The sequence below is a fragment of the Streptomyces sp. SudanB5_2050 genome, assembly GCF_964272335.1.
In the GTDB taxonomy this organism is placed as follows: Bacteria; Actinomycetota; Actinomycetes; order Streptomycetales; family Streptomycetaceae; genus Streptomyces; species Streptomyces rochei.
In genome coordinates, this window is sequence record NZ_OZ186760.1 from 3387760 (window position 1) to 3402775 (window position 15016).

13 protein-coding genes and 1 tRNA gene are annotated in these 15016 nt (G+C 73.1%); 4 read left to right on the forward strand and 10 right to left on the reverse strand.

All coding sequences use genetic code 11. The annotated features are described in order from the left end of the window. Positions 1–54: 54 nt before the first annotated feature. Positions 55–1242: a serine hydrolase domain-containing protein gene (locus ACFZP7_RS14985; RefSeq protein ID WP_385638445.1), complete on the forward strand. Its 1188-nt coding sequence runs from the start codon at positions 55–57 to the stop codon at positions 1240–1242. A 33-nt stretch (positions 1243–1275) separates the two neighbouring features. On the opposite strand, the gene ACFZP7_RS14990 is transcribed toward ACFZP7_RS14985, so the two are convergent. The 4 genes from ACFZP7_RS14990 to ACFZP7_RS15005 form a co-directional block, all read right to left on the reverse strand. Further along, positions 1276–1551, reverse strand: coding sequence for a DUF1876 domain-containing protein (locus tag ACFZP7_RS14990; protein WP_030970987.1), 276 nt, complete (start codon positions 1549–1551; stop codon positions 1276–1278). A gap of 100 nt (positions 1552–1651) precedes the next feature. Next, complete coding sequence (locus ACFZP7_RS14995; protein WP_385634593.1) at positions 1652–2164, reverse strand: YbaK/EbsC family protein; 513 nt, start codon at positions 2162–2164, stop codon at positions 1652–1654. 190 nt (positions 2165–2354) lie between these two features. Beyond that, positions 2355–4589, reverse strand: coding sequence for an MMPL family transporter (locus ACFZP7_RS15000; protein ID WP_385634594.1), 2235 nt, complete (start codon positions 4587–4589; stop codon positions 2355–2357). Between the two features lie 109 nt (positions 4590–4698). Continuing rightward, entirely contained in the window at positions 4699–5301 is a 603-nt protein-coding gene (locus ACFZP7_RS15005) for a TetR/AcrR family transcriptional regulator (RefSeq protein WP_385638447.1), read from the reverse strand. Between the two features lie 177 nt (positions 5302–5478). Here ACFZP7_RS15005 and ACFZP7_RS15010 point away from each other — a divergent pair, with 177 nt between their 5' ends. Continuing rightward, positions 5479–8829 carry a S41 family peptidase gene (locus ACFZP7_RS15010; RefSeq protein ID WP_385634595.1) on the forward strand — a complete coding sequence of 1117 codons (3351 nt, stop codon included), beginning with the start codon at positions 5479–5481 and terminating at the stop codon, positions 8827–8829. 70 nt (positions 8830–8899) lie between these two features. On the opposite strand, the gene ACFZP7_RS15015 is transcribed toward ACFZP7_RS15010, so the two are convergent. The 4 genes from ACFZP7_RS15015 to ACFZP7_RS15030 form a co-directional block, all read right to left on the reverse strand. Continuing rightward, positions 8900–9094, reverse strand: a complete 195-nt coding sequence (locus ACFZP7_RS15015; protein ID WP_019326475.1) for a hypothetical protein — start codon at positions 9092–9094, stop codon at positions 8900–8902. A gap of 88 nt (positions 9095–9182) precedes the next feature. Next, the gene (locus ACFZP7_RS15020; protein WP_031016040.1) at positions 9183–10076 is read right to left on the reverse strand and encodes an SDR family oxidoreductase; all 894 of its coding nucleotides are present in this window, start codon (positions 10074–10076) and stop codon (positions 9183–9185) included. Continuing rightward, entirely contained in the window at positions 10073–11062 is a 990-nt protein-coding gene (locus tag ACFZP7_RS15025) for an alpha/beta fold hydrolase (protein ID WP_385634596.1), read from the reverse strand. The genes ACFZP7_RS15020 and ACFZP7_RS15025 overlap by 4 nt, the downstream gene beginning before the upstream one ends. Continuing rightward, positions 11059–12615 (reverse strand): flavin-containing monooxygenase, encoded by a 1557-nt coding sequence (locus tag ACFZP7_RS15030; protein ID WP_385634597.1) that lies wholly within the window; start codon positions 12613–12615, stop codon positions 11059–11061. Before ACFZP7_RS15030 ends, ACFZP7_RS15025 begins: the two co-directional genes overlap by 4 nt. A gap of 133 nt (positions 12616–12748) precedes the next feature. Between ACFZP7_RS15030 and ACFZP7_RS15035 the strand changes: the two genes are divergently transcribed. Next, on the forward strand, positions 12749–13450 hold the full coding sequence (locus tag ACFZP7_RS15035; protein WP_385634598.1) for a MerR family transcriptional regulator: 702 nt from the start codon (positions 12749–12751) through the stop codon (positions 13448–13450). Here ACFZP7_RS15035 and ACFZP7_RS15040 read toward each other — a convergent pair. Beyond that, positions 13447–14250 (reverse strand): exodeoxyribonuclease III, encoded by an 804-nt coding sequence (locus tag ACFZP7_RS15040; RefSeq protein ID WP_046249248.1) that lies wholly within the window; start codon positions 14248–14250, stop codon positions 13447–13449. The two genes, ACFZP7_RS15035 and ACFZP7_RS15040, sit on opposite strands and share 4 nt — an antisense overlap. Positions 14251–14319: 69 nt before the next feature. Between ACFZP7_RS15040 and ACFZP7_RS15045 the strand changes: the two genes are divergently transcribed. Further along, complete coding sequence (locus tag ACFZP7_RS15045) at positions 14320–14805, forward strand: GNAT family N-acetyltransferase (protein WP_019326481.1); 486 nt, start codon at positions 14320–14322, stop codon at positions 14803–14805. A gap of 116 nt (positions 14806–14921) precedes the next feature. On the opposite strand, the gene ACFZP7_RS15050 is transcribed toward ACFZP7_RS15045, so the two are convergent. After that, positions 14922–14995, reverse strand: a tRNA-Ala gene (locus ACFZP7_RS15050). Positions 14996–15016 lie beyond the last annotated feature (21 nt).

A 15016-nucleotide genomic window follows, 5' to 3' on the forward strand; every position in this document is an offset into this window, starting at 1 on the left:
TGCACCCACTGTCGCAGGTGATCCGAAGGGACGGGTGGAGCGGTGAGCGCGGACGTGGACGTGTACGGCACGGTGGCCGAGGGGTTCGAGCCGGTCAGGGACGCGTTCGTCCGGAACTTCACCGCCCTCGGCGACCGGGGCGCGGCGGTCGCCGTGTACCGGGACGGGCGCAAGGTCGTCGACCTGTGGGGCGGCACCAAGGACGTCGACGGCACCGAGCCGTGGCGCCGGGGCACCGCGCAGGTGGTGCGCTCGGCGACGAAGGGCGTCGCGGCGGCCGTGGCGCTGCTGCTGCACCAGCGCGGCGAGTTGGACCTGGACGCGCCGGTGGGCGAGTACTGGCCCGAGTTCAAGGCGCACGGCAAGGAGCGGGTGCTGGTCCGGCACGTGCTGAACCACCGGGCCGGGCTGCCGGTCCTGGACCGTCCGCTCACCCCCGGGGAGGCCCTGGACCCGCTGCGGGGCCCCGCGGCGGTGGCCGCGCAGGCACCGGTCTGGGAGCCGGGCACCGACCACGGCTACCACGCGCTCACCTACGGCTGGCTCCTCGACGAGCTGGTCCGCAGGGTGACGGGACGCGGCACCGGCGCCTGGCTCGCGGACGAGATCGCCGGGCCTCTGGGTCTGGACCTGTGGATCGGGCTGCCGGCCGCGGAGGAGGCGGCGGGCCGGGCGGGCCGGGCCGGACGCCTGGAGGAGAGCGAGCCGTCGGGCGGCGGACCGCGCCTGCGCCCCAAGCGGGCCGTCACCGAGGCGTACGCCGACCCGGACTCCCTCACCCGCCGTGCCTTCGCCGCGATCACCCCGTTCCCCGACCAGAACGACCCCGCATACCGTGCGGCGGCCCTCCCGGCGACCAACGGCGTCGCGACGGCGGAGGGACTGGCCCGCTTCTACGCGGCGCTGATCGGCGAGGTCGACGGGGTGACCCGGCGGGTGCGGCTGTTCGACCCGGCGACGACCCGGCTGGCCGGCACCGAGGAGTCGTCCGGCCCCGACCGGGTCCTGGTCGTGAACACCCGTTTCGGCCTCGGCCACATGCTGCACGGCAGCGCGTCGCCGTTCCTGTCCCCCGGTTCCTTCGGCCACCCGGGCCGCGGCGGCGCCCTCGGCTTCGCCGACCCGGAGGCCGGCGTCGCCTTCGGCTACGTCACCAACGGCTTCCGCAAGACCGTGACGGCGGACCCGCGGGCGCAGGCACTGGTCCGGGCGGTACGGGCGTCGCTCGGCACGGCCGGCTGACGGCCCGGCCCGTCCCCGCCCGGGCCGCACGGTTCATACGTGGATCGGGTGGGACGTCCTCCCCGACGCGGCGTCGATCTCGTCGTGCGCCTTGGTGAGCAGTCGCATCGCCAGCTCGTTCAACGCGCGTGCGCCGGCGACCTCTTCGCCGACCCTCGGCTGCTGGGCGTCCACCCGGTGCCGGCTGGCGTGGCCGTGCGCGCGGACCTCGGTGCCGTCGGGGAGCCGCACCATCGCGACCGCCCGCGTGTGCTGGTCGTCCTCCATGAACTCCAGCTCGACATGCCATCCCACTGCGGTGTGCATCATGACGATCACCTCCGGAACACCTCCTTCCAGGGTGCCCCTCACGGGCGTCGTGCGCATCAGTGCCCGCCGGGCGGGCCGGACACCGCCGGGGCCGGCCGGGTCACCCGGTGCGCTCGCGCACGTCCACGAGGGTGGCGCCGGCGGTGGCGACGAGGTCCTTGGGTTCCATCGGGAAGACGGCGTACGGGGTTCCGGCGGCGGCCCAGACGACGTCGTGGGCGAGCAGCGAGCGGTCCGCGAGCACCCGGGTCCGCTCCCGGTGCCCGAAGGGGGGCACGCCGCCGATGGCGTACCCGGTCGTCTCGCGCACGACGTCGGCCTTGGCCCGCGTCACCTTCCCGGCGCCCAGTTCCTCGCGGACCCGCTCCACGTCGACGCGGGAGGCACCGTCCATGAGGACCAGCACGGGCACGCCGTCGGCGGCGAAGATCAGCGACTTGCAGATCTGGCTCAGCTCGCAGCCGATCGCGGCGGCGGCCTCGGTGGCGGTGCGGGTGGCCTCCGGGAAGCGCCGGACCTCGTCGGCCAGCTCCCCGAGGCCGAGCGCGCGCAGGGCCTCGGCGAAGCGGGGGTGGGCGGCGGACGCGCCGGAGGTGTCGTCGGTGGTCGTCATGGCGGCACGTTAGCGAGCGCGGGGCGGCCGGGGCGAACGGGTATCGGGCCCCCCGGGGGGGGATCGCGGCCCGCCCCCTCCCCCGGGAACGAGGAAGCCGGTGAGGGCAGCCCCGTCCCCACGGAGCCCTCACCGGCTGGTCGGTCGCCCTCCGGCCGCACGCGTCCGGAGGGCGTTCGCAGGTGACGCGTCAGGTGCGGACCAGTTCCCGGTCCTCGTCCTTGTCGTCGCCGAGGGAGCGCAGGCCCTCGCCCTCGACGTCCACGTTGGGCAGTGCGCGGTCCAGCCACTTCGGCAGCCACCAGGCCCTCTTGCCGAGCAGGGCGAGGACCGCCGGGACGATGGCCATGCGGACGACGAACGCGTCGAAGAAGACGGCGATCGCGAGGCCGAAGCCGATCATCTTGACCATCGACTCGCTGGAGCCGATGAAGCCGGCGAAGACCGCCATCATGATGACCGCCGCGGCCGTGACGACCCGGGCGCCGTGCTTGAAACCGGTGACGACGGCCTCCTCGGGCTTCTCGCCGTGGACGTACGCCTCCCGCATGCGGGTGACCAGGAAGACCTCGTAGTCCATCGCCAGGCCGAAGACCACGCCGACCATGAAGATCGGCATCATCGACATGACCGGGCCGGTCTCCTCGACGCCCATCAGTCCGGACAGCCAGCCCCACTGGAAGACCGCGACGACCGCGCCGAGCGCCGCCATGACGGAGAGCAGGAAGCCGAGGGCCGCCTTCAGCGGGACCAGGATCGAGCGGAAGACCACGATCAGCAGGAGGAAGGCCAGGCCGACGACGAGGACCAGATACGGCAGCAGCGCGTCGTTGAGCTTCTGGCTGACGTCGATGTTCATCGCCGTCGAGCCGGTGACCAGGGTCTCGGCGCCGGTGTCCGCCCGGATGTCGCCGCCCGCGTCGCGGATGGCGTGCACCAGGTCCTCGGTCGCGACGGAGGACGGCTTGGAGTCCGGGACGACGGTGATCGTCGCGGTGTCGCCGCCCTTGTTGGGCTGAGGCGGGGTGACCGCCATGACGTCGTCGAGGCCCTTGATCTCGTCGGAGACGTCGGTGAACACCTGCTGCGGGGCGTCGCTGCCCTGGGCGTCCACGACGACCATCAGCGGGCCGTTGAAGCCGGGGCCGAAGCCCTCCGAGAGCAGGTCGTAGGCCCGGCGCTGGGTCGTGGACGTCGGCTGGGAGCCGTCGTCGGGCAGGCCCAGCTCCAGGGAGGCCGCGGGGACGGCCGCCGCGCCGAGGCCGACGACGCCCAGCAGGAGCACGGCGACCGGGCGGCGGACGACGAAGCGCGCCCAGCGGGTGCCGAGGTTGGCCTTGGGCTGAGCGCCCTCGGTCCGCTCCGTGGCCTGGTCGGCGCTCTTGCGGCCGCGGCCCAGGAGCCTGCCCTTCGCACCGGCCGGCTTGACCCGGCGGCCGGCGTAGCCGAGCAGCGCGGGGACCATCGTCAGGGCGATCACGACCGCGATGGCGACGGTGCCGGCGGCCGCGATGCCCATCTTGGTGAGCATCGGGATGTTGACGACCGCGAGGCCGACCAGGGCGATGACGACGGTGAGGCCGGCGAAGACCACCGCCGAGCCCGCGGTGCCGACCGCCCGGCCGGCGGCCTCCTCGCGCTCCCGGCCCTCGGCGAGTTCCGCGCGGTAGCGGGAGACGATGAACAGGGCGTAGTCGATGCCGACCGCGAGGCCGATCATCATCGCCAGGATGGAGGTGGTGGAGCCCAGTTCCAGGGCGCTGGCCAGGGCGGTGATCGAGGAGACGCCGATACCGACGCCGATCAGGGCGGTCAGCAGCGGCAGTCCGGCGGCGACCAGCGAGCCGAAGGTGATGACCAGGACGACGGCGGCGACCGCGATGCCGATGACCTCCGTGGCACCGGTGTGCGGGACGGCCTGCAGCGCGTCACCGCCGATCTCCACGGTCAGCCCGGCGTCGCGCGCCTGCTGGGCGGCGTCCTCCAGGGCGTCCTTGGTGGAGTCCTCCAGCTCCATGCCGGAGACGTCGTACTTCACCGAGGCGTAGGCGATCGTCCCGTCCTGGCTGACCGCGTTCCCCCGGTAGGGGTCGGCGACCGAGGCGACCTCGGAGCCGTCGGCCAGGTCGGCGACGGTCTTCTCGACGGCCGCCTTGTTGTCGGGGTCCGTCATCTTCTCGCCGTCCGGCGCCTTGAAGACGACGCGTGCGGTCGCTCCGTCGGCGGCGGCGCCGGGGAAGCGTTCCTCCAGCAGGTCGAAGGCCTTCTGGGCCTCGGTGCCGGGGATGGAGAAGGAGGTGGTGCCGGCGGGCGGGGCGCTGGCCGCGCCGACGCCCGCGAGCGTCAGCAGGGCCACCCAGATCAGGGCGACGAAATGCCGTCGGCGGAAGGCGAGCCGGCCGAGTTTGTAGAGGAACGTGGCCACGGGGGCGTTCTCCCGGTCAGGTCGTGGGTCTTCAGGGCAGGGGTGATCAGCCCGACGACGTGAGCGGTGACGTCAGGTGGGGCTCAGATGGGTCGAGACGGGGATCGGGTCAGGACGTGGTGTCGACGCCGAGGGCGGGGAGGATCACGGCGTCGATGTACGAGGCGAGGAAGGCCCGGGTCGGCGGCTGGTCGTCCAGCAGCGTGCGGGTGGCGAAGCCCCCGACCATCATGTGCACGAGGAAGTCCAGCGCCGGGCAGTCCGGTCTGATCTCGCCCCGGTCGACCGCCCGTTGCAGGACGCGCCGGAACTCCGCCATCTCGGGATCGATGAGCTGGTCCCGGAACGCCTGGCGCAGGTCGGGGTTCTGGTGCAGCGCCATGGCCACACCGCGCATCAGCGCGGAGTTCTGCGCCATGGTGCAGTCGTCCTCGCGGGCCATCAGGGCGTGCAGGTCACCGCGGAGCGATCCGGTGTCGACGTCGCCGATCTCGCCGGGCTTGCCGTGCCGGATGGCCTTGACGACCAGCTCGGGCTTGCCGCCCCACTGGCGGTAGAGCGTCGCCTTGCTGGACCGGGTGCGGGCGGCCACGGCGTCCATGGTGAGGGCGTCGTAGCCGACTTCCCGGAGCAGGTCGAGCACGGCCCCGTACAGCTCGGCCTCGCGCTCGGGAGTGATCCGACTGCGGCGCGCGGTGGCGACCTCCGTCATCTCGCTCACTTCTTCCTCCTCCGATCGTTCCACTCAGGAACGACACCGTTTCGTACATGACCAATGTACCCCCACCCCTAGCGAAACGAAACGGTTTCGTACGTGGTCTGGGTCACGGTTGTCGGCTCCCCGTAAGCGGTCACCCAGAAGTTGCCGGGCCACGGTCGGCGGCAAAGCATGGGGTGGGTGAGTTATCTGCGCCTTCCCCACCTCAGCGGCGACCAGCTGTGCTTCGTGGCCGAGGACGACCTCTGGCTCGCTTCCCTGGACGGTCCCGGCCGCGCCTGGCGGCTCACCGTCGACCGCGCCAAGACCGGTCATCCCCGCTTCTCCCCCGACGGCCGCCACATCGCGTACACCAGCTGGCGGAGTCCGGCGCCCGAGGTCCACCTCGTGCCGGTGGACGGCGGTCCCGGGCGGCAGCTGACCCACTGGGGCGGCCTGGACACCCGGGTCTGCGGCTGGTCGCCCCCGGACGCCGACGGCGCCACCGCGATCCTCGCCGTCGCCTCGCACGGCGAGCCCTTCTCGCACCTCACCTGGGCCTACAAGATCACCCCCGACGGCGATCCCGGCCGCAAGCTGCCCTGGGGCCCGGTCACCGACATCCAGGCCGCCGACCTCGACGGCGAGCGCAGGACGCTCCTGCTCACCGGCACCCCGCCGCACGAGCCCGCCTCCTGGAAGCGCTACCGGGGCGGCGCCACGGGCAGGCTCTGGCTGCACGGCGAGCGGCTGCTGCCCGACCTGGGCGGGCATCTGCACTCCCCCATGTTCGTCGGCGGCCGGATCGCGTTCCTCTCCGACCACGAAGGCGTCGGCAACCTCTACTCCGTCGCCCGGGACGGCTCCGACCTGCGCCGCCACACCGACCACGACGCCTTCTACGCCCGGCACGCGGCGAGCGACGGCACCCGTGTGGTGTACCAGTGCGCGGGCGACCTGTGGATCGTCGAGGACCTGTCACCGGGGTCCGGGCCGCGCCGGCTCGACGTCCGGCTGAGCGGCCCGCGCGCCGGACGGCGCACGTACCAGGTGCCCACCGCCCAGCACGTCGGCGGCGTCTCGGTCGACGAGACGGGCCGCGCGAGCGCCGTCGTCGTACGCGGGAGCCTGTACTGGCTGACCCACCGCGACGGCCCGGCCCGCACCCTCGCCGACACCCCGGGCGTACGGGTGCGGCTGCCGGAGATGCTCGGCGCCGGCGGCCGGATCGCCTACGTGACGGACGCGGAGGGCGAGGACGCCGTCGAGATCGGCCATCTGCCCCGGGCGACCGGCACCCGCGCGCTGCGGCGGCTGGCCTCCGGGGAGCTGGGCCGGGTGCTGGAGCTGGTCTCGGACCCGGCGGGCGAGCGGCTGGCCATCGCCTCGCACGACGGACGGCTGCTGCTCCTCGACGTGCCGGAGGAGGACGCGGAGGTCGCCGGGGCGCTCGCGGGCGCGCGGGAGGAGCCGCCGGACACGGAGACCGGGGCGCCCGCCGGCCGCGGAGGCGGGGTGACCGAGCTGGTCCGCTCCGTCAACGGCCCCGTCCGCGACCTCGCCTTCTCCCCGGACGGGAGCTGGCTCACCTGGTCCCACCCCGGCATCGGCCGCTCCCTGCGGCAGATCAAGATGGCCCGCATCGACCAGCGGGACGGGGAGGACGGCGGCCCGCTCGTCGTCGACGTCACCGACGGGCGCTTCGAGGACGAGAACCCGGTGTTCACCCGGGACGGCCGCTACCTCGCCTTCCTCTCCTGGCGCGGCTTCGACCCGGTGTACGACGTGCACACCGGTGACCTGTCCTTCCCGCTGGGCTGCCGCCCCTACCTCGTACCGCTGTCGTCGGCCACCCCCTCCCCCTTCGCGCTGAACCCGGAGGGCCGCCCCGCGGCCGGGGGCCTGGACCCCTTGGAGGACGAGCCCGGCGAGGGCGGCGCGGTCACCGTCGAGGTCGAAGGGCTGGAGTCGCGGGTGACGCCGTTCCCGGTCACCGCCTCCAAGTACTCGGCGCTGGAGCCGGTCGCCGGCGGCGGCCTGGTCTGGCTGCGCTGGCCGATCTCGGGCGCGCTCGGCGAGACCTTCGCCAACCCCGCCGACCCGAGCGAGCGGCCCACCCTGGAGCACTTCAACCTCGCCAAGGCGAAGAAGTCCGAACTGGTCGACCACCTGGACTGGTTCCGGGTCAGCGGCGACGGCACCCGCCTGGTCGTGCTCGACGAGGGCGACCTGCGCGCCGTACCGGCCACCGAGGCGGGCGACGGCGACTCGACCACCTGGATCGACCTGCGCCGCATCCTGCACGAGGTCGACCCGGCCGCCGAGTGGCGCCAGGCGTACGACGAGGCCGGCCGGCTGATCCGCGCCTACTTCTGGGACCCCGGCATGTGCGGCATCGACTGGGACGCGGTGCTGGACCAGTACCGTCCGCTGCTCGAACGGGTCGCCTCCCCCGACGAGTTCGCCGACCTGCTGCGCGAGGTCCTCGGCGAGCTGGGCACCTCGCACGCCTACGTCGCCGCCGCCCGCCGCAACGAGGGCCCGCCGCACTACCAGCGCCGGCAGGGCCTGCTCGGCGCCAACTTCGTGTGCCGGGACGGGCAGTGGGTGGTCAAGCGCATCCTGCCCGGCGACTCCTCCGACTCCAGGGCCCGCTCCCCGCTGGCCGGCACCGGCATCCGCGAGGGCGCGGTGCTGACCCATGTGGACGGCCGGCCGGTCGACCCGGTGACGGGCCCGTACCCGCTGCTGGCGGGCGCGGGCGCCACCACCGTGGAACTGACCTTCACACCGGCCGAGGGCGTCCCCGCCCCGTCCCGGCGGGTCGCCGTCGTCCCGCTGGTCGACGAGCGGCCCCTGCGCTACCAGGACTGGGTGGCCAAACGGCGCGAGGTGGTACGCGAGTTGAGCGGCGGGCGGTGCGGCTACCTGCACATCCCCGACATGGGCGGTTCCGGCTGGGCGCAGTTCAACCGCGATCTGCGCATGGAGGTGTCCCGCCCCGCGCTCATCGTGGACGTGCGCGGCAACGCGGGCGGGCACATCAGCGAGTTGGTCATCGAGAAGCTGACCCGCACCATCCTGGGCTGGGACCTGACGCGGGACGCCCAGCCCGTGTCGTACACCTCCAACGCCCCGCGCGGGCCGGTCGTGGCGGTCGCGGACGAGGCGACGTCCTCCGACGGCGACATGATCACGGCCGCGTTCAAGCTGCTGCGGCTCGGCCCGGTGGTCGGGCAGCGCACCTGGGGCGGCGTCGTCGGCATGACCGGCCGGCACCGCCTCGGCGACGACACGGTGATCACGGTGCCGATGAACGCGGCCTGGTTCGACGCCTACGGCTGGTCCGTGGAGAACTACGGCGTCGACCCCGACGTCGAGGCGCTGCGCACCCCGCTGGACTGGGCCGAGGGCCGCTACCCGGTGCTGACCGAGGCGGTCCGGCTGGCGCTGGAGCTGCTGGAGACCAACCCGCCCGCCACGCCGCCCGGTTACGACGCCGTGCCCGACCGGTCCCGTCCGCCGCTGCCGCCCAGGACCTGAGGCGCCGAGAGCCACGCGAAAGGGGCACCCTCCCGGCAGGGGGGCGCCCCTTCAGCTCAGCGGCAGCGCGTCAGGCGTCGTAGCTGCTCTCGAAGCGCTCGTCCTCGTCCCGGCCGCGGCGCGAGGACGGGTCCATCTCGTCCTCGTCGCGGCGACGGTCGCGGTTGTCGCGGTTCGGCATCTGCTCCCTGGCCTGGTCGGCCCGCTGCTTGCCCTGCTGCTGCATGCGCTCGGCCTTGTCCTGGAACTGGTCCTTGATACCCATGTGGGTTCACTCCTGTGGTGTTCGGGCCCGACCGGTTCGGCCGGGCGCTCGATCAGATTCACATGGGCCGTGACCGTGCGCATGTCGATCACTTACGGACCGTAGCGGCCCCCGATCGCTGCTCCTCGTCGGCGGCGCCGCCCGCGCCGACCAGCCCCACCCGCAGGCCGTCCAGCCGGTCCCCGAAGCGCCGCATCTCGCGCTGTCCGACGGTGCCGATGAGGGCCGGCAGGTAGCCGCGCACGCCCTGCATGCCCCGCAGCCACCACTGCCCGTAGACGTGGGCCGAACGGCGCTCGATGCCCTCCACCAGCCGGTCCACCGCCGGACCCAGCGGGTAGGTCTTGTTCGACGGCCAGGGCAGCCGCTGCCGCAGCTCGCGCATCACGTCGTCCTGGTCGGCGCCGCGCACCATGTCCGTGTCGGTCCACGACAGATAGCCGACGCCGACCTTCACGCCCCGGTGCCCGACCTCCCCGCGCAGACTGTGCGCGTACGCCTCCACACCGGACTTGGAGGCGCAGTAGGCCGACATCATCGGCGCGGGCGTGAGGGCGGCCAGGGACGCGATCTGGAGCAGGTAGCCGCGGCTCTCCAGCAGCGCCGGCAGGAAGGCGCGGGCGGTGACCGCGGAGCCGATCAGATTGACCTCGATCACCCGCCGCCAGGACTCCGGGTCGGACTCGACGAACGGACCGCCGGTGGCGACACCGGCGTTGGCGACGACGATGTCGATCCGGCCGAACCGTTCCTTCACCCGCTCCGCCACCTCGGCCATCGCCTCGTGGTCGGTGACGTCGGCGTGCCAGTGGTCGCTCTCGCTGTGCAGCCGGGCGGAGACCTGCTTGAGCGCGTCCGGCTCCAGGCCGACCAGCGCCACCTTCACCCCGCGCGCCGACAGCTTGCGGGCCAGCAGCTCCCCGACGCCCCGCGCGGCCCCGGTGACGACGGCCACGCGCCCTTCCAGACTCACCCTGCTCATGCGATCTCCTCGGCGTGTACGGCGGGTTCGGTGCGGTCGGCGGATGTCCGGCCGGCGGGTATGTGGGCAGCGGGTATGTGGCCGGCGGGTATGTGGGCGGCGGCCAGGGCGCGTATCTTCCCGGTGACCAGGTCGGGCGCCTCCACCGGCGTCATGTGGCCGAGGCCCGGGAGTTCCGTCAGCCCGGCGCAGTTCGGCAGCGCGGCGGCCAGCGCGCGGGCGTGCACGGGCGGGGTCAGCCGGTCGGCGGTGCCGACGACTATCTCCACCGGCATCCTCAACTCCCGCACCCCGTGGTCCAGGTCGAGCATGTCCAGCACCTCCGACCAGGCGTGCCGCACCCGGCTCGGGCAGGCGTGCACGATCCGGGCGCACGCCTCGACCATGTCCGGCGACGAACCGGGGCCCATCGTCCCGTATTTGAGGATGCGGCGGGCCAGCGGAGTGACCGGTCCGAGCGGGGCCCGGGAGCCGAGGACGCGCCGGGTCAGCCAGGTCCGCGCCCGGCCCGCCCGCAGCGGCAGCACGGTCGAGGACTCCACCAGCCGCGAACTGCCCGTGCTGCACAGCAGGACCGCCGCCGCGTGCTCGCGCACCTTGGTCCGGGTCGCCGCGGCCATCACCGTCATGCCGCCCATGGAGTGCCCGGCGATCACGGCCCGTTCACCCGGCGCGAGCGTGGCCTCCAGGACGGCTTCGAGGTCGTCGGCGAGCGGCTCGGTGCCGCAGGCCGGGTTGGCCGGGCTGCGGCCGTGGCCGCGCTGGTCGTAGGCGATGACCCGGTGGTCGGCGGCCAGTGCGCGGATCTGCGCCGCCCAGAAGGCGGTCGAGCAGCACCAGCCGTGGGCGAGGACGACCGCCGGCGCGTCCTCGGGGCCGTGCACCTCGACGTGGACACGGGCGCCGTCGGCGGCGGTGACGGTCAGTTCACGGGCGGCGACGGGCGGGGCGTAGGGTCCGGCGGCGACATGCGTCAGGCGGCTCACGCGTTCACCTCCGCGTCCGCGTCCGCACCCGCGTCGGCCTCGGCGCCCGCGCCTGCGCCCGCGCCGGACACGGCCGGGCGCAGCACCGCGTACTCCGCCAGGTCCACCCGCCGGGTCAACCGCCGGAACTCGGCGGTGGTGCCGGGCCACACGGTGGTGTTGCGGCCGCTCGCGTCCAGGTACCAGCTGGTGCAGCCGCCGGTGTTCCACACCGTGCGCTTCATGCGCTCCTGCACCCGGTGGTTCCAGTTCCGCACGGCGGCGGGGCGGGCGTCGAGGGCGACCCGGCCGCCGAGCACGTTCAGCTGACGCAGGTAGTCCGCCATGTAGTTGAGCTGCGACTCGATCATCAGGATCATCGAGGAGTTCCCCAGGCCGGTGTTGGGCCCGATGATCGTCATCCAGTTGGGGAAACCGGCCGCCGAGGCGCCGCGCAGGGCCTCCATGCCGCCCTTCCAGGTCTCGGCGAGGGTCCGCCCGTCCGCGCCCACGACCCGCTCCGCGATGGGCATGTCGGTGACGTGGAACCCCGTACCGAAGATGATCACGTCGGCCTCGGTCTCGGTGCCGTCGGCGGCGACGAGGGTGGAGCCGCGCACCTCGCTCAGCCCGCCGGCGACCACGTCCACGTTCGGCTGGGCGAGCGCCGGATAGTACGTGCTCGACAGCAGGATGCGCTTGCAGCCGATGCGGTAGTCCGGGGTCAGCTTGGCGCGCAGGGCCGGGTCCTTGATGGCGGAGGCCATGTTGCGCTTGGCGATCTGCTCGACGAAGCCCAGTTCGTTGGGGTGCTTGGTGAACGCCTGCACCTGGAGTTCCCGGATGCCCCACAGCAGCCCGCGCCGCAGCTTGGTGGTGACGGGCAGCGCCCGGTGCAGGGCGCGCTCGGCGCCGCTGATCGCCCGGTCCATGCGGGGCATCACCCAGGCCGGGGTGCGCTGGAAGAGGGTGAGGTGACCGGCCTTCGGCTGGATGGACGGCACGATCTGGATGGCGGAGGCGCCGGTGCCGATCATGGCGACGCGCTTGCCGGTGAGGTCGTACTCGTGGTCCCAGCGGGCGGAGTGGAAGACCTTGCCGGGGAAGGAGTCCAGGCCCGGGATGTCGGGAACCTTCGGATCGGACAGCGGGCCGCTCGCGGACACCACGACGTCGGCGGTGAGGTTCCCGCTCGCCGTCTCGATCTCCCACCGCAGCTGCTCGCCGTCCCACGCCATCCGCTTCACCTCCGAGTCGAAGCGGATGTGGGGGCGCAGCCCGAAGGTGTCGGTCACGTGCTCCAGGTAGGCCCGGATGTGCTCCTGCCCGGAGAAGGTGCGCGGCCAGTCGGGATTGGGCGCGAAGGAGAACGAGTAGAGGTGGGACGGCACGTCACAGGCGCACCCGGGGTAACTGTTGTCCCGCCAGGTCCCGCCGACGCTCCCCGCCCGCTCCAGGACGACGAAGTCGGTGATCCCCTCGCGCCGCAGCCGCACGGCGGCCCCCAGCCCGCCGAAACCGGACCCGATCACCGCCACCCGCACGTGTTCTTGAACCTGCTCGTGCTCGGCCATCCCGAAGCCTCCACGCATCGCCTAGAACTCTGCCAGTGAACACTGGCGCAATGGGGAGGGTAGAACAGCGCCGTACTGATGGGTAGGGGGCGCGCGAGGAAAGTTACCGACGGTACGCCGTAGGGTCGGGGACGTGACCGAGAAGCGCGAATACCGCATGGAGGAACTGGCCCGGCTGGCCGGCATCACGGTGCGCACCCTGCGCTTCTACCGAGAACGCAAGCTGATCCCGCCGCCCCGCCGCGAGGGCCGCATCGCCTGGTACGACGACCACCACCTGGCCCGCCTGCGCACCATCGCCGCCCTGCTGGACCGCGGCCACACCCTCAGCGGCATCGCGGAACTCGCCGACGCCTTCGACCACGGCCGCGACGTCGGCGACCTGCTCGGCTACGGCGAGCCCACCGAGGAGACCCCGGTCCGCCTCACCCCCGAGGAGCTCGCCGCCCGCTTCGACGGCGAGGTCACCCCGGAGAACCTGGCCGCCGCCATGGACCTCGGCTACGTCGGCACCGACGGCGACGAGATCGTCCACATCAGCCACCGCCTGCTGGAGGTCTCCTCCGCCCTGGTCCGCGAGGGCATCCCGCTCGGCGAGGTCATGCGGGCCGGCGCCCGGGTCCGCGAACACGCCGACGCCCTCGCCGACCTCTTCGCCGACCTCGTCCTGCGCCACGCCCCCGAACAGGACCTCGCCCGCCTGCGCCCGCTGGCCCGCAGCGTCGTGGAGGCGGAACTGTCCCTCGCGCTGGACCGGCGGATGCGGAAGCAGACCGGGGAGGAGCGGCCCCCCGGGGACCGGCGGAACGACGGCCCGGGTACGGGCGGGGGCTAGCGGTCGTAGACGACCGTCACCGGCGCGTGGTCCGACCACCGCTCGGCGTGCGTGGCGGCCCGTTCGACGTACCCCTTGACCGCCTTGGCCGCCAGTCCCTCGGTGGCCAGGTGGTAGTCGATCCGCCATCCCGCGTCGTTGTCGAAGGCCCGCCCCCGGTACGACCACCACGAGTACGGACCCTCGGCGTCCGGGTGCAGGGCGCGCACGACGTCCACGTACCCGCCCTCGGCCGGGTCCAGGACCCGGCTCAGCCACTCCCGCTCCTCCGGCAGGAAGCCGGAGTTCTTCTTGTTGGCCCGCCAGTTCTTCAGATCGGCCTCGCGGTGGGCGATGTTCCAGTCGCCGCAGACCACGACCTCGCGGCCGTCGGCGGCGGCACGCTCGCGCAGTTCCTTCAGGTAGGCCAGGAACTCGCCCATGAAGCGGATCTTCTCGTCCTGGCGCTCGGTGCCGACCTCGCCGGAGGGGAGGTAGAGGGAGGCGACCGTCACACCGGGCAGGTCGGCCTCGACGTAGCGGCCGCTGGTGTCGAACTCCGACGAGCCGAAGCCCACCCGGACGCGGTCGGGCTCGCGGCGGGTGTAGAGGGAGACGCCGGCACGGCCCTTGGCGGCGGCGGGGGCGTGCGTGACGTGCCAGCCGTCGGGCGTGCGGACGTGCTCGGGCAGCTGCTGGGGCTCGGCCCGCACCTCCTGGAGGCACAGCACGTCGGCGGAGGTGGCCGCGAGCCATTCCACGAAGCCCTTCTTCGCGGCGGCCCGCAGTCCGTTTACGTTGACACTGGTCACGGTGAGCACCAGGGCACGATACCGGCACACTGGACGGTGCCCCGATCCCGGATCCCGCATCGATATACGGTAGGTAGCATGAACATTCGCCGGGTCCCCTTCGACCACCCCGACGCCGTGAAGCTCAACGACGAGGTTCAGGCCGAGTACGACGTCCGCTACGGCGACGGCGGCGACGCCACCGAGCTGGCCGCGTCGGACTTCGCGCCGCCGAACGGCCTGTACCTGATCGCGTACGACGAGAACGACGTCCCCGTCGCCTCCGGCGGCTGGCGCAGCCAGGACGCCAACGGCGAGGGCAACGCCGACGGGGACGCCGAACTGAAGCGGATGTTCGTCATAGAGCAGATGCGCGGGCGCGGGCTGGCCCGCCGCATCCTGGCGGCCCTGGAGGAGGACGCCCGCGCGGCGGGCCGGACCCGCATGGTGCTGGAGACCGGGACCAAGCAGCCCGAGGCCGTGGCCCTGTACACGTCCAGCGGCTACACACCGTGCGAGAAGTTCGGCTACTACCGCTTCCACGAGGAGAGCCTCTGCTACGCGAAGCCCCTCCGGACTCCGTAGACGCGGGCCAACCGGCCGCCGCGGCGATGGCGCGGCGGCGGAGGTCCCGCCCCTCCCGGAAACGACGAAGGTCCCGTTCGATCGAGATGATCGAACGGGACCTTCGTCAATGTGCGTGGACCTGAGGGGATTTGAACCCCTGGCCCCCTCGATGCGAACGAGGTGCGCTACCGGACTGCGCCACAGGCCCTTGCAACGAGTGAAACTTTAG

Coding starts and splice junctions, on each gene's coding strand:
- ACFZP7_RS15010 (WP_385634595.1), top strand. CDS start 5,479: ATGGGGTGGGTGAGTTATCTGCGCCTTCCCCACCTCAGCGGCGACCAG.
- ACFZP7_RS14990 (WP_030970987.1), bottom strand. CDS start 1,551: ATGATGCACACCGCAGTGGGATGGCATGTCGAGCTGGAGTTCATGGAG.
- ACFZP7_RS15045 (WP_019326481.1), top strand. CDS start 14,320: ATGAACATTCGCCGGGTCCCCTTCGACCACCCCGACGCCGTGAAGCTC.
- ACFZP7_RS15030 (WP_385634597.1), bottom strand. CDS start 12,615: ATGGCCGAGCACGAGCAGGTTCAAGAACACGTGCGGGTGGCGGTGATC.
- ACFZP7_RS15020 (WP_031016040.1), bottom strand. CDS start 10,076: ATGAGCAGGGTGAGTCTGGAAGGGCGCGTGGCCGTCGTCACCGGGGCC.
- ACFZP7_RS15015 (WP_019326475.1), bottom strand. CDS start 9,094: ATGGGTATCAAGGACCAGTTCCAGGACAAGGCCGAGCGCATGCAGCAG.
- ACFZP7_RS14995 (WP_385634593.1), bottom strand. CDS start 2,164: ATGACGACCACCGACGACACCTCCGGCGCGTCCGCCGCCCACCCCCGC.
- ACFZP7_RS15005 (WP_385638447.1), bottom strand. CDS start 5,301: ATGACGGAGGTCGCCACCGCGCGCCGCAGTCGGATCACTCCCGAGCGC.